Genomic DNA, 17,807 nt, shown 5'->3' with positions numbered 1-17,807 from the left:
GAGGGGATTGGGGATTATTTCATAAAGATTTTAATCGTACGATAGACCCATGCCACTCTCTTTTCTGTTTCTTCTCGCGTTTCACCGGACACGACAAAAACCCCGAAGCGGTGGGCGTGGCTGAGGGGCGGTGGGACTTCATCCCCCGGCTTGTACCAGAATTCGAGCTTATGCACCCAGGGTTGTTTTTTGACTTCTCCCACCCCTTCGATACGTTCGAGAATGCCTGCAGGGGGAATAAAGTAGCGATTGGCGACAGCCTTATGAAATTGCGGCTGCAGTTCCGCTACATTCGGCTTCTTGCCGACGGCGATGGAAACGGCGGCGCGGACGTAGTTTATGCCGCAACCCAGAGGTACCAGGCTCTCGCTGAAATCGCCGCCGCTTAGGCGAGCCGCCATTTCGATCATCTTGGGGCCTTCTGGCGTTATCACCACATCCCCCTTGGTAATACCGTCGGTAACGCCCAGAGCCAAGGAAGCTTTTACCACTAACTCCTCCACCTGAACACGCTCATCATCACTTAAAACACTCGGTACCCAGCCGCCGTTTTCCATGATCTGCGGCAAAAAACGATCCCACCATTCGTAGTTGCGGTCCGCAAAGCCCGGCGTATAGCCTTGGCCATCGGTCATCACCGTTTCCGTGCTGATTTGCAAGCCCGGCAAGAATTCCTCCACCATACACTGACCGCTATAGGAAAAATCCAGGGAGCGCTGGAAAAGAGTTGCCAAATCACAGCCTTCCTGTAGCAAAAAGACCCCTCGGGAACCGGAGCGGTCCACCGGTTTTAAAATGAGAGGATAGCCGCGCCGGGCCACATGGTCTTCTAATTCCGCCAGGGTCGCCACCGGAGCAAACCAGGGAATGGGAATGCCTTGGTCCCGAAAGCGTTCCTTCATGGCCAGCTTGTTCGTCGCCCATTGGGCGGTCTGCAGGGAGACGGAAGGCGTGCCCGTATGGGCGCACACCGCCGCCAGGATATCGGGAATATCACTCCCCATAGTCAAGACACCGGCAATGTGCTGTCCTTGGGCTTTGTAATCGTCCAGAAAGCGGCAGATGGCCGGAACATCGCGCGTGCTGATCACGCCGTACGCATCCGCAACGGCAAAGCCGGGAGAATATTCGTTTTGATCAAGCGCCAACACCCGCAGACCCATCTCCTGGGCGGTACGGATCAAAAACAGCTGATCGCTGCTGGCGCCAAGAACGACCAAGGTATGTTTCTCATCCAAAATATACGCCTCCATTGACATTTACTACCTGCCCTGTGACATAGGCCGATTCGCTGGACGCTAAATACACCACCGCATCGGCGACGTCTTCCGGCCTGCCCACCGTACCCAAGGGCACTTTGGCGCAAACGGCGCTTTCCGGCTCCTGGGTAGTAGAAATTTCCTTAAACATGTCCGTACGGATATACCCCGGCGCAATGGCGTTGACGCGAATGCCGTCTTTCGCCATGATCTTCGACAAAGACCGGGTCAACGAAATGACCGCCGCCTTGGCGGCCGCATAATGAGGCGACATGGCGCCTCCCGTCTGCCCGCCCACAGAGGACAAGTTAACGATAACGCCGCGCCGCTCCTTTAAAAGCGGCCACGCCGCCTGAGAGCTCAAGAAAACGCTTTTCAAGTCGACCGCCATCATGGTGTCCCAGTCTTCTTCGGTAATCTCAGCGAAGGCTTTGAGCTGCAAAATTCCGGCGTTATTCACCAAGATGTCCAAGGCGCCCCATTGCTGCGTTACTGCCTGTAAAAAGCCCTGCACATCCTGCGAGCGGCTGACATCTCCTTGCAGACAAAGGGCTTCGCCTCCTTGCGAACGAATATAGGCGGCTACGCTCTCCGCCTCTTCTTGTTTATGCTGATAAGTCAAAGCCACCTTGGCCCCTTCCCTCCCTAAGGCAATGGCAATGGCTCTGCCGATGCCCCGAGAAGCGCCGGTCACAAGGGCTATTTTTCCTTTTAAGCGCTGCGTCACTGTGCCCATCTCCTTTTGATCTGTTCTACTATGCCATCTGCATCCAAACCATACGCTTTTGCCAATTCTTCTTGCGAGCCGGCTTCAACAAAGGCGTCCGGCAAGGAAATGCGCAAAAGCTCCCCCTGCCAAGCAGAGTCAAACAGCACTTCCGCTACCGCGCCGCCAACGCCGCCGCTGCGGCTGCCTTCCTCGATGGTTACCACACGGCGGCAAGTTCCGATAGTTTCCAGCAAGCTCGCTGCATCTAGAGGGTGCAGTTGTCTAAGCTGTGCCATGCCAACATCCATACCTTCTTGGCGCAGGCGCTGCCCAGCCTGCAGACTGTCCGCCAGACGCGGCCCCGTAGCCAGAAGCAGGATGTCTTTTCCGGCCTCTAAAAAGGCCGGTCGCTCCCAGCGCGTATCGCCTGCCAACTCTCCTTCCGGCGCTGGGCCGTAAGGCATAGCAATAGCAACAGGGCCCTGCAGCTTCGCCAGGCTTTCGGCCACCATCTGCTGCGCTTCCTGGCCGTCTTTTGGGTATAAAAGCCGCAGATTCGGCAGGCTGCGCAGATACGGCACATCATAAATGCCGTGGTGCGTAGGGCCGTCATAACCGGCAAAGCCGGAACGAGCCAAGAGTAGCAGTACCGGCAAATTAGGATAGCAAATATCATGATACAGCTGGTCATAGGCGCGCTGCATAAAGGTCGACTGGTAGCAAACAACAGGCTTGGCTCCACCCAAAGCCAGACCGGCGGCAAAAGTCAGCGCATGCTGTTCTTCCATGCCCGGATCAAAGGAACGCGCCGGGAAGCGGCTGAAAATGCGATCCAAGCCGGTCGCATAGCGCGTGGACGGCGTAATAGCAACAATGCTTTCATCCGATTCCATAGCTTTTTCTAACGCCGCCGCCGTCCAGTCCGGGTAGGTTTTACTCGGGACTCCGCTCGTTTTCGCTTGTCCTGTTTGCGGATCAAAGGCAAAAGAAAAATGCATGCGATAGGGATGGCTGTCTGCCGGGGTCCAGCCGCGGCCTTTTTGGGTGCGGAGGTGGATAAAGGGGAGTTTACCCACCCCGCCTCCTTGCGGAGGCACCCCTCCGCGGGAGGGGATTAACACACCCCGCTGCTTCGCAGCACCCCTCTCCAGAGGGGATTCCACCCCGTCACTACGTGACACCCCTCCAAAGGAGGGGATTGGATAACACCCCCCGGAAAAATCCCCTCTCGAGAGGGGTGGTTCCGCTAGGAACCGGGGTGTGTTGGGCCTCTTGAGAGGAGTGGTTCCGCCAGGTTCACCCACCCCGTCGCCAGCGGCGACACCCCTCCGCAGGAGGAGATTGGGGTGTGTTAGGCGTGCCCTTGCTCTTTCTAAGGCCGCTTTTACGGCAGCGACATCGTGGCCGTCTACAGGGCCGATGTAGTCCATACCCAGGGCTTCGCACCACTCCCGCATGTGCCCGGACTGCAGACAGTTATGGAGCGCCCCAAAGCCAGGACTGATGGCGTAACCGTTGTCGTTGAGAACTACGATCAGGCCGGGAACAGGCTGCGCTGCCGCATGGTTTAGGCCTTCCCAAGTCAGCCCTTCCGCCATCGCTCCATCGCCGACGATAGCGACGGTATAGCCTTCTTCGTCCCTCAACGCCTTAGCCTGGGCCAGACCGTAGGCGGCAGAAATGGCGGTACCCGCATGGGTGGCATCTAAGATATCGTATTCGCTTTCCGCGGGACAGACAAAGCGGCTCATGCCCCCGTAGGCGTTAAGCGTGGCAAATTGCTTCGCCCGCCCGGTCAATAGTTTATGAGTATAGCCTTGATGTCCAGTGTCCCAAAGCAGCTTATCCCGGTCAAGAGAAAATACGGCGTGAAGCGCTATAGTCAGCTCCACAGTACCAAGATTCGCGCCGATATGGCCGCCTGTTTGGGAAATATTTTGCAGCAAAAATTCTCGGACGCATCCAGACAGTTCCTGCAATTGCTGCTCCGTATAAGATTTAAGAGTCCGGTAATCCGGCCACTCCTGCTTTTGCACTATATTCACTCCTTAAACTTAGGATTGACGAGATTGTCCGTATCCTGTAAATCTTTACGCGGCGTCAGCACGCATTGGCTCAAATCGAGCTCATCGCTCAGCTCCACCCAGCGGACGATGGCCTCGGCCACCGTGGCCGGCTTCATCAGGCGATCTCGCGGCGTGCGGGAAATGCCGGGCCACCCTTCGGTATGACGCCAGATCTCGGTTTCCATATTTCCCGGGCACACCGTCATGGCCCGGATACGCCCGAACATGCTGTATTCCTCGTTCACCGCCGCACTCAAGCCCTGCAGGCCTGCTTTGGAAACCACATAGGACGCCTCGTAGGGAGCTCCTTGCAGCGCGGCAACCGAGGAAATATTGATTACTAAAGGCGCTTGGCTGTGTTCGTTCATCGCCGCCGCCAGTTCATTCAAAAGCAGGCACGGTGCCAGCAGATTGACTTTGAGCACTTCCTCCCAGGCGGCTGCCTCCGTATGGCCAATACGCCCTGGACGAATGAGCGCAGCATTATTAATCAGAATGTCTACCCAGCCGTCTTCGGCCTGCACCTTCTTTGCCAGTTCCTTAATAAAGACGGCTTGTGCCAAATCGCCCGGGACAGAGCGAATATCGCCACTTGTTTCACTTGTTAGTGAGGTATGTACTTCCCGCAAGCGCTCTTCACGTATATCAGTAAGCCATACCTTGGCGCCGCGGCTGGCGAAAGCCCTCGCCAGCGCCGCGCCCAGACCGCTGGCCGCGCCAGTGATCAGCACGCGCAGTTTGCTGCAATCCAACATCGAATCAGTCCTTTCTGGCGTAGACGACGATTTCACGGCCTACGCCGGCTTCGGCCATGGCTTGGTAGAGTTTTCGTTTGACGTCGTTTTGTCCGCCGGCGGCGATATTGAGTTCAAAGGCGCGGCGGCGTTCATGACAGCAGCGGCCCAGCTCCGGCTGATCGATGTATTCCTCTTCCATCAGTAAAAACCAGTCAATAGGGAAGGTCGCTTCTTTATGCACGACCTCCAGGCCCAGGCGCGTCAGGAGCGCTGGCAGTGATTGGGCGTCAAAATAGTTGATATGTACCGGCGGCACCAGCCACCAAGGACGAATATCGCGAATGGAACGGTAGGCCTGCTGGATGGGGTTGAATTCATTGGCCGCCATAATGCAAAGAATGCCGCCTGGCGCCAATTTTTCAAGAGCCAGCTGCAAGAAACCGACCGGATCGGGCACATGCTCCAGCACCTCGGCAATATGGATGACGTCAAAAAGGGGCAGCTCCCTCGCATGCTCCGCATCAAAGAAAGCGGCGTCTACCTGCAGGCCCTGTTCTCTAGAATAGGCCACAAGGGCTTCACAAGGCTCCTGTCCGTAACCCTGCCAGCCCCGATTCTTGCCGCACAGCAGAAAGGTACCGGCGCCGCTGCCCACATCAAACACGCTGCGCCGCTCCGGTGGCAGCAACTCTTCAAAGGTTTCATAGCGATCCTGATACATACGCAGCAGCCATTCTTGTTCGCGCGGTTCCGGCTGATTGACAAAAGGCTGCGCCTGATACAGTTCACTCAGCTGCTGAGGGGTCGGAATGGGCATAGCGTGTTTAAAACCGCAAGTTGTGCATTGTATAATCTCGTAGCCGTTTACTTGGGCTACGCTTTTTCCCTGGTGTTCATGAGAGTTCATTGGTTTCTGGTCTCCTTTGCTGAAAATAAGTCTTAATGGCCTGGGCTATGCGCTCAGAACCATAGCCGTCCAAAAGCGTTCTGCCCCGCTGTCCGGCAGCCGCTCTTTTTTGGGCATCTGCCAGCCACATTTCCACTATTTTTCGAACCTGCAGGGTTTGTTCTTGAATTGCAGGCCACATTCCCAGGCAAATCGCCATGCCGGCCTTTTCCAGTTCACTGCAGGCCAAAAGATGATCCTCGGTCAACGCAATATGGATGGCCGGCACACCCATTACTGCCAGTTCATACCCGGTACCGCCTCCGGCGGCCAAAGCCAGGTCCGCCTCCGCCATCACTGCCGCCATGTCCTGTACATCCCGTAAAACCCGATAGTCCCGGCAGCTGTGAGCCAGCTTCTTTGTCAAGGCTTCGCCATGGCAAAAAGCTTTGCCCAGTACCAGGCACGGTTCAAAGGGACAAGCTATTTCTTCCAATAGGTCCAGCGCAAAAAGAGACAAGCCAGCTGGATCGCTGCCGCCGAAGGTCAAGAGCAAGCGCGGGGTATCATTAGGCCGCTCTTGGCGGGGGGGCAGGTTGCGAAAGCGTTCCTGCAGCAGCACCCATTCCCAACCGGTATGGAGTTCACCTTGGAAGCTCCGCCAGTCCATCATCCTTACTTGCGGCACAGGGGGATAAAAGGCTAAGTCCGCCAATAAGCGCCGCTCACTAGGGTCATCAAGCGTCACGATTAGAACGGAACGCTTTTTTAGTTCTTCGAGACAGGCAGACGGCAAATCGTCACGGATGTCTAAAATCACGACCTCCGCCTGCCGCTCCCGGGCCAGCTGGAGCAGCCAGGATGCGCCTCCCGGATCGTCCGGCAGCCTCGCGCCATTTTCATAGGCAAAACCGTCTTGCTCGACCAACAGCACGCCTGGCTGACTTTCGCGCAGCGCGAAAAAAACCTGGTCCCCGGCCCGCCGCAGGGCCCTTGCCAAGACTAGGCAGCGCACCACATGCCCCAAACCGATCGCTCCATAGCCGTCACAACGAATGAGTACTCGCATATACATGTCCTTTCTTACGCCAGGCGATAAAACCCGCGTCGCGCCACTGGCCCTTTCAGGCGAGCTGCGGCACCCTGCCGCTCCGCCGCCTGCGCCAGAATGCCAAAAACAGTGCGGACTTCTTGGAGATAAACTTCCACATGAGCCTGCGTATGCGCCAAAGAAGGTTTAAACTGCGGATAGGCCAAATAGCCGCGTTCCAGCATTTCCTGCGTAAAAAGCGTACTCAGCGTCAGCTCGTCCGGATGATCAATACCAAAATGAGTCAAGCTGTCAAAGCCGTCCACATGCAGAGGCAGGCCTGCCTCTTGGGCAGCCTCCCGCCAGCCTTGCGATACCAGCTCTCCGATGCGCCGAATATAAGCGGCGACCTCCTGCTCTTGATGCTTATGAATGGTAGCCAGCGCCGCCGCCGGGCCGATGCGCTCCGTCCAGTTGGTACTGCTGATAAAGGAATCCTGCGCCGCCTGCATGACCGGTTCCGTGCCAATCACCGCCGCCATAGCGTAGCCGTTGGACATGGCTTTAGCAAAGACCGCCATGTCCGGCGTAACGTCATACAGCAAGTGAATACCGCCGCAGGTCATGCGAAAACCGGTGGTAATCTCGTCAAAAATCAGCACCGCTCCCACCTGATCAGCGATGCGGCGGACTGCCTCTAAAAAGCCTGGCGCTGGTTGACTGCTGCGCTGCGGTTCCATAACAATGACGCCCAATTTTTCCCCGTGCGCCGCGACAATGGCCTCCAACTCTTCCAGGCAATTATAACGAAAAGGCCATGCCGAGCCTTGCAATCCTTGCGGTACTCCCACTGGAGGCAAACCAGGCATCAGGCTGTCTTCCAGGGCGTCTTCGCTGCTCAAATTGGCCGCCAAGTACCAGTCCATCCAGCCATGATAGCCGCAAAAGGCAATACCATCCTTGCCGCTCTTAGCACGGCCAATGCGCACCGCCAGCGCCATGGCTTCGCCGCCGGAGCGGGCATAGCGCACCATGCCGGCCCAGGGGTGCAATTCGCACAAAACTTGCGCCAACTCCACTTCCTCCGGCACGTTCAGCGTGCATTGCACGCCCTGACGAATGGCCCGGCAAACGGCTTCGTCCACATCCTCGTCTGCATAGCCCAAAATGCAGGCGCCAACGCCCATCATGCACATATCTATGTAGGTCCGCCCGTCCAGTGTTTCCACTTCTACGCCTTTCGCCCGCCGGTAATACGCCGGCCACTGCTCGGGGAGGTACAGCTCCGGTCTTTTGGAAAGCAGCTGCGTGCCGCCAGGGATCTTAGTTTTCGCGTAACGATATAATTCTTTACCGTCCAATGTTCATACGCCTCTTTTCTTCTGGCTGCGCCAGCGTTACAATATAGCAAACACCTTATACGTAGGAGGAACTGCGATGAGTCTGACTTTACATCGTCTTTGTTTGGGCACGGTCCAATTGGGCCTGCCCTATGGCATCGCCAACCGCACCGGCCAGCCTTCCGCCGCCGAAGCTGCTTCGATCCTAGATCACGCCGTCACCTCAGGGCTCACCTTGATCGACACCGCTGCCGCATACGGGGAAGCAGAAGAACGCATCGGCCATTTCTTGCAGGGCAGAAACTGCGAAGAAATTCGCTTTATATCTAAGCTACGCCCGCACCAGCTGGCTTCCTTGGCCGCTGCGAAACGAGAAGCTAAAATCAACGAAGAACTAACAGGTTCTTTAGAGCGTCTGCACTTGCCGCAGCTTTATGCGTACCTGCTGCACACTTCCGATGATTTTTACCTGCCTGGCGTAACCGCCGGGCTGCAAGCCTGCCGAACCGCTGGTCTTACCCAGCACATCGGCGTATCGATTTATGAAACCCAGCAAGCCTTAGACGCCGCCAATGCAGGCATTGATTTTATCCAGGTTCCTTATAATCTTTTTGATACACGCCTGGACCAGACAGAGTTCTTTCGTCTAGCCGCAGCCAACGGCGTAACCGTTCACGCCCGCAGTCCGTTTCTGCAAGGCTTGCTGCTGCTCCCTGCCGAAGAAGTACCTGAGCATTTACAAAAAGCCGTACCGCTTTTACAAAATCTGGATGCACTCCTGGAAAAATATGATTTTTCCAGAAAAGAAGCCGCTTTCTTATTTTCCTATCTGCATCCCGGCATCGAGGCCGTTGTCTTCGGTACGGAAACAGTAGAGCAATTAAAGGAAGACCTTACGCTGGCTAAACGTGCCGACGAGTTCGCCGCCTGCCGCGAAGAGCTGGCTTGGAACTTTTCCGATGTCAGTCGGGCAATTATTATTCCGAGCTTGTGGGCAATCCCCTCCCGCGGAGGGGTGGCACGTAGTGCCGGGGTGGGTGAAACTTCGCAGCACCTCTCTCAAGAAGCCGAACACACCCCGTCGCCAAAAGCGACACCCCTCTCAAGAGGGGATTAGGGGATTTACCGCCTGTCGGAGCAAAGCAAGCACGCCTGCCATATTGCTCCGCACATCTTTCTCCCGAATGCGAATAACCTGGATGCCGAGCTGTCTTAGCCTAGCATCACGTTTTGCATCATAATCTTGCTTTGCATCATGACTCTGACCGTCAATTTCAATAGCCAGCTTCAACTGCGGCGCAAAAAAGTCGACAATGTAATGATCAATTGGTATTTGGCGGTGAAAGTCAACGCCTAGCAGCTGTTTATGCTTCAGTTGCAACCACAGTAAGACTTCTCCCAAAGTACCATGTTTGCGCAGTTCTCTTGCACGTTCCTTCAGGTTTTTGTCATAAGGCAATCTATGCAAAGCGCTTTCCTTCTTTCATCGCATATGCAGCAAGGGTCGCAGGCCATCGCTTGGATCGGCGCGCCACTCCCGCTCGGCCAGTTCGCTGGGAGCGGGATTTTTTTGTCCGCTTCCTTGCGCTTTTTCACTATCGCGGCACCATTGAATCACTTTGGCAATGTCCGCAGGGAGCCAGCAATGTCCGGCGGCAAATTCTTCGCCTTGCCCATCCAGATCCAGATGAAACTCCACCATGGACGCTCCCCAGCGCTGCGCTGCGCTTAACACTACGCCGGGATTGACTGTATGGTCGGACCAACCGACCGGTATCTGACAAGTTTGACGCAAAGTATCCATGACCGCCAGGTTGCAGTCTTCCGGCTGCGCTGGATAGCCGGACACGCAGTGTAATAGAGTCAAATCCTGACAGCCGTTTTGCCTCAGAACACTTACGGCGTGCTCCACTTCCGCTAATGTGGCCATGCCGGTCGAAAGCACAACCGGTTTTCCTGTGACTGCGCAGGCCTTCAGCAGCGAATCCCAGAGAAGTTCGTAGGAAGCAATTTTATAAAAATCCACATACGGCTCTAACTGAGCTACTGCCTCCAAATAAAACGGCGTGCAGGCAAAGGCAAGACTGCGTTCTTTACAGGTTTTAACCAGCTCCGGCAAAAAGGAAACAGGAAGCTCCCAGGCTTCCCGCCGGCGGTGCCGTTCGCTTTGGACCAAAATTTCTGGCGCAAACAGCTCACGCAGACGAAAGAGCTGAAATTTCACGGCGCTACAACCGCAGTCCGCAGCCGCATGAATGAAGGCGCGGCAGCGCTCCAAATTTTGGTTGTGATTACTGGATACTTCCGCAACAAATTGAACTTGAGACATAAGAGCTCCTTTCAGCTCCCCTCTAGAGAGGGGTGGTTCCGCTAGGAACCGGGGTGTGTTGGGACCTAGCCGCGCAGGAGTTACCCACCCCGATGCTTCGCATCACCCCTCCGCAGGAGGGGATCCAGAGTATTTACTACATAGTCTTGCTCTTCATAAGTTAGATCGTAATACAAAGGCAAGGTCAGCGCTTCCTGATAGTACCGCTCGGCTTCCGGAAAAGCTCCTTCTTGAAAGCCCATGCGCCGATAAAAAGGCTGCAAATGCACGGGGATATAGTGTACATTGACGCCTATACCGGCTTGGCGCATAGCGTCAAAAACCTGCTTGCGCAAACCTCGGGGCAGCCGAACAACATACAAATGCCAGGCAGAACTCCCATAAGATATCTGCTGCGGCAAGATCAGAGACAAACCGGCTAATAATTCATTATACCGAGCTGCCAATTCCCGGCGGCGTTCGACAAAGCGATTTAGCTTTTTCAACTGACTTCGCCCCAGAGCCGCCTGTATATCCGTCATACGATAATTAAATCCAAGATCGATTTGCTGGTAATACCAACTGCCTTCGGAAGCGCCTTCCATCTCCCCTTCGTTTCTTGTAATGCCATGGGAACGTAAAAGCCTCAGCTTTTTATCCAGGTCTTCCCGATTGGTAAGCACCATACCGCCTTCGCCGCTGGTAATGCTCTTAACCGGATGAAAGCTAAAAATCGTCGCATCACTATGTTCGCAGCAACCAATCGACTTTCCCTTATAGGTTCCTCCCAAGGCATGGGACGCATCTTCAATGACTGCAAAGCCGTATTGCTTCGCCAGCTCACTAATACGCTCCATGTCGCACGATTGTCCTGCAAAGTGAACAGCTACTAAAATTTTAGGCAGCTGTCCTTTTACCTCGGCCTCCGCCAATTTTAGCGCCAATTTTTCCGGGCAGAGATTGTATGTACGCGGATCAATGTCAACAAAATCCACTTTGGCGCCGCAATAGCAGGCGCAATTAGCGGAAGCCACAAAGGTATTCGGCGTAGTCCACAAATAGTCTCCAACACCAAGCCCTAGCGCCAAGCAGGCAATATGCAGCCCTGCAGTCGCATGACTGACTGCGACTGCATGAGCAGCAGCGCCATGCGCCGCTACTTCCCTTTCAAACAACTCCAACTGAGGGCCCTGGGTTAAAAAAGGGGACTGCAATACCTCCTGAACAGCCTTTATATCTTCCTCGTCAAGATGCTGACGCGCATATGGAATCATAGTAGATCCCTCTCTACTTCAACCTGCTCCAACATGTTGACCAAGTCCTCCACCTGCAGCACCTGCTCTTCATTGTCGCTTGTATACGCAAAATCTTCGGGCACAGCCTTGCCTTGCCAAGCCTTATAGGCCCAGTAGACAAATTCCGGTTCTACTACATAAAAGTTTCCCATATCTTTCGTCCGCCTGGCTTCGTCAACGGAAATCAGCATTTCATGCAATTTTTCTCCTGGCCGTATGCCGATGACATTCTGCCGGCACTCCGGACAAATGGCTTGCGCCAAATCGCCAATGCGCATGGTAGGGATTTTAGGAACAAATACTTCTCCCCCCCGAGCATGTTCAAATGCAAACAAAGTAAGTTCTGTCGCTTTTTCCAAGGTGATCCAAAAGCGAGTCATGCGTTCGTCGGTAATCGGTAATTCGCCTGTGTGCCGCAACGACTGAAACAGTGGAATTACACTTCCCCGGCTGCCTACAACATTGCCATAGCGCACCACACAGCATTTGGTTTTGCCGCCGCTATAGGAATTAGCCGCTACCGCAATTTTCTCTACACATAGTTTCGTAGCACCATATAAATTGATAGGATTGACCGATTTATCCGTGCTCAAAACCACGACACCTTTTACTTGACGGTCAATGGCCGCTTCAATCACGTTCTGCGTGCCGATAATATTGGTTTGGATGGTTTCAAAAGGGTTGTATTCTGCAGTAGGAACATGCTTAAGCGCTGCCGCATGCACTACATAGTCCACATTTTCCAAGGCTCTATATATACGATTCTTATCACGCACGTCACCGATAAAATAACGCAGACATTGATACTGCGCCTCGGAAAAGGTTTGCTGCATACGATACTGCTTATACTCATCACGGCTAAAAATAATCAGCCTCTTAGGACTATATTTTTTTAATATCTGCTGTACCAAACTCCGCCCGAAGGAACCAGTTCCTCCGGTAATCAGTACGCTTTTTCCATTCAACATTTGTATTCCTCAGCTTCCTTTTCTTTTAGCTTATCTACTATCTATGTAGTATTCGTGATTTAGCCTAATAGATCCTGTCTTAACGCCTTAGTACGTTTTTCTAACTGAGCTGCACTTTGGCACCATGCAGCCTCCAAACGGGCCAACGCCGCCATAGAAGCCTCGCCCCATTGCCACATAGCTTCCAACTGCTGAATCCGGCTGCCACTAAAAGAACGTTTCACTTGCGCTACATAACTACGCAGTGCCCAGGCTACCTGTTTATAAGCAGATTCTTGCAATATCGGCAAGAAAAGACTCGGCCAAACTGCCTGTTCGGTCTGTTCTAGCTCCCCGATCAAGGCCGCAATGCGGCTCCTGCAAGAGAGCAAATTACTGCGCCACACCAACGTTTTTGCTACGCCTTGCCATATATCCCGTCCCGGCCTGACCATTCCCGGCGCCTGCAGCAGTTCTCCCAGACAAATATCCAGTACTGGCAACGCTGACAAAGTCTCCTGCAGCGGCTGTTGCAACGCGCCTTTAATTTGCGCGCCCCCTTCTGTGGCGTTAATAACACGCCCCTCAGGCAGCTTTGCTAAATACTGCTCAAAATATTGCAGGAGGTTATAAAAATTACGGATAGTCCGTACCTGTTCGCCATAATATCCGGGAACCCAGAGCATCTCTTCCTGCGGATTGCCGGAATAGCCATGCGCCAGCACCCCCTCTGCATGATCCGCATCCTCGGATAAGGCACAATCCTGACCAATAAAAATAATCGGCCAACAGCCAAGCTTTACTGCAATATCCAAGGAAAGAGTCGCTACGCTGGCAGTTCCGCAAAGTTTTTCCGTTTCCGGCACAATAGTTTCCATTCCAGGATAAGGAAACGGCAGCGGGTAGTCAAGAAAATCAAAAAACAACATGCTTCCCGTATGAGCTGCTACCGCTTTTTCCATGCCGTAATAGCTGGTTGCCAAAAGAAGGGATTCGTCCAGCGAGCTCTCCAACTCCGCAAAATTGCGGTTAAAGGGATCGCCTACGACCAGCATATGCGGCGTTATGCCTTTGCGTTTAAGCGCGCCAATCGCCGAGCCGGAGGCGATAATCAACCCTCTCCCTTGATACTGCGCCAAGACATCAATGTTTTTATTCAAGGAAGGCCCTGCCGCAACCAGCACCGCTGGAATGTTTTTCATTCTAGACTGCAACTCTCGCAAACCCAATTGCGACAATACAGCCGGCACATTATGCACTGCATTCTCAACAAGTTCCCAAGCTTCGCTTTCTTCTTCCTGCAGTTCTTGCAACGCATCCTGTAAAGCAGTAAACCAAGAACCGTCCTTAAAAGCAGCAAAGGCCTCTTCGTTCGTTTTCACAATGGGCTCATATTGCAGGCAACGCACCTGTCCAAGGCCGTATTCTTGTAAAAAAAGAGCCACTTGTCTGGCACTATGGCGGACTTGCGACGCAAAAAAACGTTCCGCCTTCGCCGCTGGCTCACATTGCGCATAAAACCAGTAATAATCAGCCTCTGGAGAAGCTTCGAAAACAACAATTCGATCCTGCTCTGAAATCATTTCCTGCAAGGCACGCACATGATACCCCAGGCCGCAGCCACAAATCAGCCACAAGCAGCCTCCTTGCGGCGCTTCAGAATCATTGGTCAGCGCAGGAAGCTTCCAAACAGGATCTTGGTTGCGATTTTTTTCGGCCCAGTTCCGGCCACCATGCTCCGGAGCATCTGGGTCGTGCAGAAAAACCTCCTGCCCATCCTTACGCAAACGCAGTGTAAGAAAGCCATTTGGCGCCGGCCCAAGAACAAGTTCACTTCCTCCATCGGAACGAAAACAACATTCCTCTGCAGCCGCCAATAGCTGCGGCGTTATGGCTGCCACCTGTCTAAATTTTTCCTCCGCACGAGTCAGCTCTCCTTGCCGCAGTTGCCGTGCTGCTTCTACAAAGATTTTCCCTGCCTGCTTTTTTTTCCTTTTTATCACCAAATTCTCTCCCTCATAAAAAACCGCTATTTACTGCAGCGGCTCATAACCCGCTAATTTCAAAAACAAGGCCCCATATGCTTGCGCCATTTGCGAATAATTCGGCAGCCTCCCCAGCACCCTTTCACTGTTAGCGGTAAATTTTCCGCGCAGCTCCGCATCCCCCAGCAAGCGTTCTAATTGCCGTACCAAGGCCTCAATATCACCTGGCTGGTAAAACAGCGCATTTTCTTCTTCGACTACTTGCTCCACTACGCCATGCACCGGCGTGGTCACGATAGGCAAATGGCAAGCCATAGCCTCCAAAATGACCCGGGGAAAACTTTCATTGCGCGAACAAAAAGCAAAGATATCTGCCGCCGTATAGTACTTCGCCGCCTCAGGGGTTTCCGGTATAATGTGAAAACGGCGGCGGCGTTCCTCAGGTAACTGTTCCCTCGCAGCTCTCACCCGCGCTCCATAGGCATCATCCTTTGCGCCTACCAACACGATATGCGCTTGCTCTGCCGAAGCACCAGACAACTTCTCCATTGCCAACGCCAAATCCAGCTGTCCTTTGCGCTCCCCCACCGTGCCGACGGAAAGAATCAAAAGTTCCGCTTCCGCCACGCCCAGGCTTTGCCGCACGCTTTGCCGCTGCCACTTAGCCATATTGCGTTCCAAACGCTTTCGATCCAGACCATTATGTATAGTATAGTAATTTTCCTTTGTTTGCCATTTTGCAAACAACCTTTGCGTCGCATCTGCCACAAAAACAACCGCGCCGGCTGCGGAAAAGGAAGACCACAGCTCTTGAGCCAATCTTTCACCGTACTGCTTCGGCCACACAGTACCCTCTTCGCTATCGCGAATATTCCATAAGGAAGGAATGCCACAACGAGCCGCCGCCCGCACCGCAGGAAAAGCCTTAGACGTATTCGCATACACCACTTTTATCTCTTGGCGCGTAATCCGCGAACACAGTTCAGCCAGCAGCTCTTCATATTTTTCTCCCTTTTGGGGCAGCACGTCTGGAAATGCCGAAAAGAAAACAGGAATTCCTGCTTCTTCATACAGCTTTTGCACCGGACCGTCATGCCCTGCAAAGACAAAGGGTTCTAAAATGCCGTTATCTCTCAACCAGCGAGTCAGTTCAAACTGACTGTATGCCGCTCCTTCCAGTTGAAAATTATCGACATACACCAGCGTTTTTACATTGTTCATTAATAAGAAACCCCTTTCGCCTGCAGCCAAGCAGCAAAGGCCTTCAGTCCAGCCTCCAGCCCTGTATGCGGTTCATATTGCAGCAAGCGTTGCGCTTTTGAAATGTCGGCATAGGTTTCCTGCATGTCACCGGGCGGTACGGGTTTATATTGAATGACTGCCTTCGTTCCTAAAATCCGTTCCAGCAACTGCAGCAGTTCCACGAGGGACACCGTTCGTGAGTTTCCCAAATTTATTACTTCATATTTGCTTTTCTCATACTGCAGCGCCCCTTGTATGCCGGCTACAATATCATCAATATACGTAAAATCACGGCGCATACTGCCGTCGCCATGCAATGTCACCGCCTGCTTATTCAAAAGCTGCAAGGCAAAGCGATGTATGGCCATGTCCGGACGCTGCCGCGGCCCATAGACAGTAAAAAAGCGCAAACAAAGCACTTGCATGTCATATAGATGACTATAGGTATAACCAAGCAATTCCCCGGCCGCTTTGGTCGCCGCATAGGGGCTGATGGGCCTTGCTACGGAATGCTCCTCGCAAAAGGGCGCCTCCCGGTTTCCTCCATAGACAGAGCTTGAAGAGGCAAAAACCACTTTCCTTACACCTGCCTGGCGGCAGCCTTCGAGCACCATTTGAGTACCGCCGATATTAACCTGCTGATATAATACCGGTTGACGCAGAGAGGGTCCTACGCCCGCCCGCGCCGCCAAATGGACCACTGCATCATAAGTATTGCTGCACAGCACGCGCTGCAAAAACGCTTCCTCGCAAATATCGCCTTCCCACAGGCGAAACTTCTCTTGCTGCAGTGCGCCGCGAAGATTGTCCCGTTTTCTCTCCGGCTCATAGTAATCGTTGAAATTATCAATAACGCTGACCTGATGCCCTTGGGCCAGCAGCGCTTCTGTTAGGTGACTGCCAATAAAGCCTGCGCCGCCTGTAATCAAAAAATGCTTCACGCCTTTTACTCCTGTCGCTCTTGTTTACTTTTCAAATATTGCGCATCTTCCCTTAGGGATTTTTGATAGCCTTCATTAATGGGAATGTGGGCGTTACCCTGCAGCCACTGCGAATGCTGCTGCAGCAGCGCCCACACATCGGCAAAACCAAACTGCGGCTTTTCAGGATACAGCGCTTGAAAAATACGCTCTGCTAATTGAAAATCTTCCGGTTCATCTACAGACAGCCGGATATGCCCCAACTTTTCCGGGCAATGCACTACGCCGCAGTGATAGCTTTGGGGGCGCGTAAAATGGTAGCTTGTTACATGCTCTCTTTCAGAAGGAAGTTCCGCCTTTTCCCACCCTTCTGTTAAGGCTTTCATCGTCAGGGCCGTCACGTCCAAACCGTCCGGATAGGTATCACAGGCTCCAGAGGCGGTAATATCATAAGGACCTTCCAAGAGAAGACGCACAACTTCATCGGTCAGTACCGGGTCCAATAAAGGGCAGTCCCCGGTAATGCGCACCACATGGGTCGCCTCGTATTTCTTCGCCGCCTGATAATAACGATCCAATACATCCTGCAGGCTGCCGCGATAACAGTCTACGCCCAGCGACTGCACATACGCGGCCAAGGGGGCATCGCTTTCTTCCGTACTTGTTATCACAGCCAAGCGATCTATCGTACGGCACCGCTGGACCCGCTCCAAAAGACGGCCAATCATCGGCTGCCCCAAAAGCGGCTTCAGCACCTTCCCCGGCAAACGCGTCGAGGACATTCTTGCTTGAATCAAAGCAACAACCTGCGCCATAATTCCACTCCTCATTTTACCATTTCTATTATTGTATCAAAAAACAAGTAATTTTTCATTTTTATTATCCAACCGCTAAAAACGCGAAAAGCACTAAAAAGGATTTTAATTAAATGAGTCTTTTGCATAACTAGTATTTTAAAAAAACAACGCGACATAATACGCCGAAAGATGCTCCGCCAGGTTCTCAAGAATGCAATTCAGCTTTCCGCTATAAAGCCTGGTGGAACTGCAGCTAAAAAAGGGCAGACTACTCCCGTTATCGCTT

16 protein-coding genes are annotated in these 17,807 nt (G+C 53.3%); 1 reads left to right on the top strand and 15 read right to left on the bottom strand.

Annotated features, from left to right (window positions below):
* Nucleotides 1-14 precede the first annotated feature (14 nt).
* Genes PHF27_RS08275 through PHF27_RS08245 form a run of 7 tightly spaced genes read right to left on the bottom strand, consistent with a single transcriptional unit; the run spans nucleotide 15 to nucleotide 8,048 of the window.
* The gene (locus PHF27_RS08275; protein WP_300068398.1) at nucleotides 15-1,238 is read right to left on the bottom strand and encodes an ATP-grasp domain-containing protein; all 1,224 of its coding nucleotides are present in this window, start codon (nucleotides 1,236-1,238) and stop codon (nucleotides 15-17) included.
* On the bottom strand, nucleotides 1,231-1,986 hold the full coding sequence (locus tag PHF27_RS08270; protein ID WP_300068395.1) for a 3-oxoacyl-ACP reductase family protein: 756 nt from the start codon (nucleotides 1,984-1,986) through the stop codon (nucleotides 1,231-1,233). The genes PHF27_RS08275 and PHF27_RS08270 overlap by 8 nt, the downstream gene beginning before the upstream one ends.
* Nucleotides 1,983-4,004, bottom strand: coding sequence for a 1-deoxy-D-xylulose-5-phosphate synthase (locus PHF27_RS08265; protein WP_300068392.1), 2,022 nt, complete (start codon nucleotides 4,002-4,004; stop codon nucleotides 1,983-1,985). Before PHF27_RS08265 ends, PHF27_RS08270 begins: the two co-directional genes overlap by 4 nt.
* Before the next feature lie 5 nt (nucleotides 4,005-4,009).
* Complete coding sequence (locus PHF27_RS08260) at nucleotides 4,010-4,789, bottom strand: SDR family oxidoreductase (protein WP_300068389.1); 780 nt, start codon at nucleotides 4,787-4,789, stop codon at nucleotides 4,010-4,012.
* Between the two features lie 4 nt (nucleotides 4,790-4,793).
* Entirely contained in the window at nucleotides 4,794-5,678 is an 885-nt protein-coding gene (locus PHF27_RS08255) for a class I SAM-dependent methyltransferase (protein WP_300068386.1), read from the bottom strand.
* Nucleotides 5,665-6,726 (bottom strand): hypothetical protein, encoded by a 1,062-nt coding sequence (locus PHF27_RS08250; protein WP_300068383.1) that lies wholly within the window; start codon nucleotides 6,724-6,726, stop codon nucleotides 5,665-5,667. Before PHF27_RS08250 ends, PHF27_RS08255 begins: the two co-directional genes overlap by 14 nt.
* 14 nt (nucleotides 6,727-6,740) lie before the next feature.
* The gene (locus tag PHF27_RS08245) at nucleotides 6,741-8,048 is read right to left on the bottom strand and encodes an aminotransferase class III-fold pyridoxal phosphate-dependent enzyme (RefSeq protein ID WP_300068380.1); all 1,308 of its coding nucleotides are present in this window, start codon (nucleotides 8,046-8,048) and stop codon (nucleotides 6,741-6,743) included.
* 76 nt (nucleotides 8,049-8,124) lie between these two features.
* Here PHF27_RS08245 and PHF27_RS08240 point away from each other — a divergent pair, with 76 nt between their 5' ends.
* Nucleotides 8,125-9,144, top strand: coding sequence for an aldo/keto reductase (locus PHF27_RS08240; RefSeq protein ID WP_300068376.1), 1,020 nt, complete (start codon nucleotides 8,125-8,127; stop codon nucleotides 9,142-9,144).
* Here PHF27_RS08240 and PHF27_RS08235 read toward each other — a convergent pair.
* The 8 genes from PHF27_RS08235 to PHF27_RS08200 all read right to left on the bottom strand — a co-directional run bounded on the left by PHF27_RS08235 (nucleotide 9,130) and on the right by PHF27_RS08200 (nucleotide 17,539).
* The gene (locus PHF27_RS08235) at nucleotides 9,130-9,495 is read right to left on the bottom strand and encodes a DUF559 domain-containing protein (RefSeq protein WP_300068373.1); all 366 of its coding nucleotides are present in this window, start codon (nucleotides 9,493-9,495) and stop codon (nucleotides 9,130-9,132) included. The genes PHF27_RS08240 and PHF27_RS08235 overlap by 15 nt on opposite strands.
* A gap of 15 nt (nucleotides 9,496-9,510) precedes the next feature.
* A complete protein-coding gene (locus PHF27_RS08230) occupies nucleotides 9,511-10,356 on the bottom strand; it encodes an N-acetylneuraminate synthase family protein (RefSeq protein ID WP_300068370.1) in 846 nt (281 codons plus the stop codon).
* Between the two features lie 80 nt (nucleotides 10,357-10,436).
* The gene (gene pseC / locus PHF27_RS08225) at nucleotides 10,437-11,609 is read right to left on the bottom strand and encodes a UDP-4-amino-4,6-dideoxy-N-acetyl-beta-L-altrosamine transaminase (protein WP_300068367.1); all 1,173 of its coding nucleotides are present in this window, start codon (nucleotides 11,607-11,609) and stop codon (nucleotides 10,437-10,439) included.
* Nucleotides 11,606-12,598: a UDP-N-acetylglucosamine 4,6-dehydratase (inverting) gene (gene pseB, locus PHF27_RS08220; RefSeq protein WP_300068364.1), complete on the bottom strand. Its 993-nt coding sequence runs from the start codon at nucleotides 12,596-12,598 to the stop codon at nucleotides 11,606-11,608. Before pseB ends, pseC begins: the two co-directional genes overlap by 4 nt.
* Before the next feature lie 59 nt (nucleotides 12,599-12,657).
* A complete protein-coding gene (locus tag PHF27_RS08215; protein ID WP_300068361.1) occupies nucleotides 12,658-14,580 on the bottom strand; it encodes a 6-hydroxymethylpterin diphosphokinase MptE-like protein in 1,923 nt (640 codons plus the stop codon).
* Nucleotides 14,581-14,610: 30 nt separating this feature from the next.
* Entirely contained in the window at nucleotides 14,611-15,783 is a 1,173-nt protein-coding gene (locus tag PHF27_RS08210) for a glycosyltransferase family 4 protein (RefSeq protein ID WP_300068358.1), read from the bottom strand.
* Nucleotides 15,783-16,745, bottom strand: a complete 963-nt coding sequence (locus PHF27_RS08205; RefSeq protein ID WP_300068356.1) for a GDP-mannose 4,6-dehydratase — start codon at nucleotides 16,743-16,745, stop codon at nucleotides 15,783-15,785. The genes PHF27_RS08210 and PHF27_RS08205 overlap by 1 nt, the downstream gene beginning before the upstream one ends.
* 5 nt (nucleotides 16,746-16,750) lie before the next feature.
* Complete coding sequence (locus tag PHF27_RS08200; RefSeq protein WP_300068353.1) at nucleotides 16,751-17,539, bottom strand: glycosyltransferase family protein; 789 nt, start codon at nucleotides 17,537-17,539, stop codon at nucleotides 16,751-16,753.
* Nucleotides 17,540-17,807 lie beyond the last annotated feature (268 nt).

This window comes from Anaeromusa sp. (assembly GCF_028691475.1).
In the GTDB taxonomy this organism is placed as follows: domain Bacteria; phylum Bacillota; class Negativicutes; order Anaeromusales; family Anaeromusaceae; genus Anaeromusa.
This window is presented reverse-complemented; position numbering and strand designations above follow the sequence as displayed.

Bases quoted from the DNA above. Each gene is read 5' to 3' on its own strand.
- PHF27_RS08260 (WP_300068389.1), bottom strand. From the start codon at position 4,789: ATGTTGGATTGCAGCAAACTGCGCGTGCTGATCACTGGCGCGGCCAGC.
- PHF27_RS08255 (WP_300068386.1), bottom strand. From the start codon at position 5,678: ATGAACTCTCATGAACACCAGGGAAAAAGCGTAGCCCAAGTAAACGGC.
- PHF27_RS08250 (WP_300068383.1), bottom strand. From the start codon at position 6,726: ATGCGAGTACTCATTCGTTGTGACGGCTATGGAGCGATCGGTTTGGGG.
- PHF27_RS08240 (WP_300068376.1), top strand. From the start codon at position 8,125: ATGAGTCTGACTTTACATCGTCTTTGTTTGGGCACGGTCCAATTGGGC.
- PHF27_RS08230 (WP_300068370.1), bottom strand. From the start codon at position 10,356: ATGTCTCAAGTTCAATTTGTTGCGGAAGTATCCAGTAATCACAACCAA.
- pseC (WP_300068367.1), bottom strand. From the start codon at position 11,609: ATGATTCCATATGCGCGTCAGCATCTTGACGAGGAAGATATAAAGGCT.
- pseB (WP_300068364.1), bottom strand. From the start codon at position 12,598: ATGTTGAATGGAAAAAGCGTACTGATTACCGGAGGAACTGGTTCCTTC.
- PHF27_RS08210 (WP_300068358.1), bottom strand. From the start codon at position 15,783: ATGAACAATGTAAAAACGCTGGTGTATGTCGATAATTTTCAACTGGAA.
- PHF27_RS08200 (WP_300068353.1), bottom strand. From the start codon at position 17,539: ATGGCGCAGGTTGTTGCTTTGATTCAAGCAAGAATGTCCTCGACGCGT.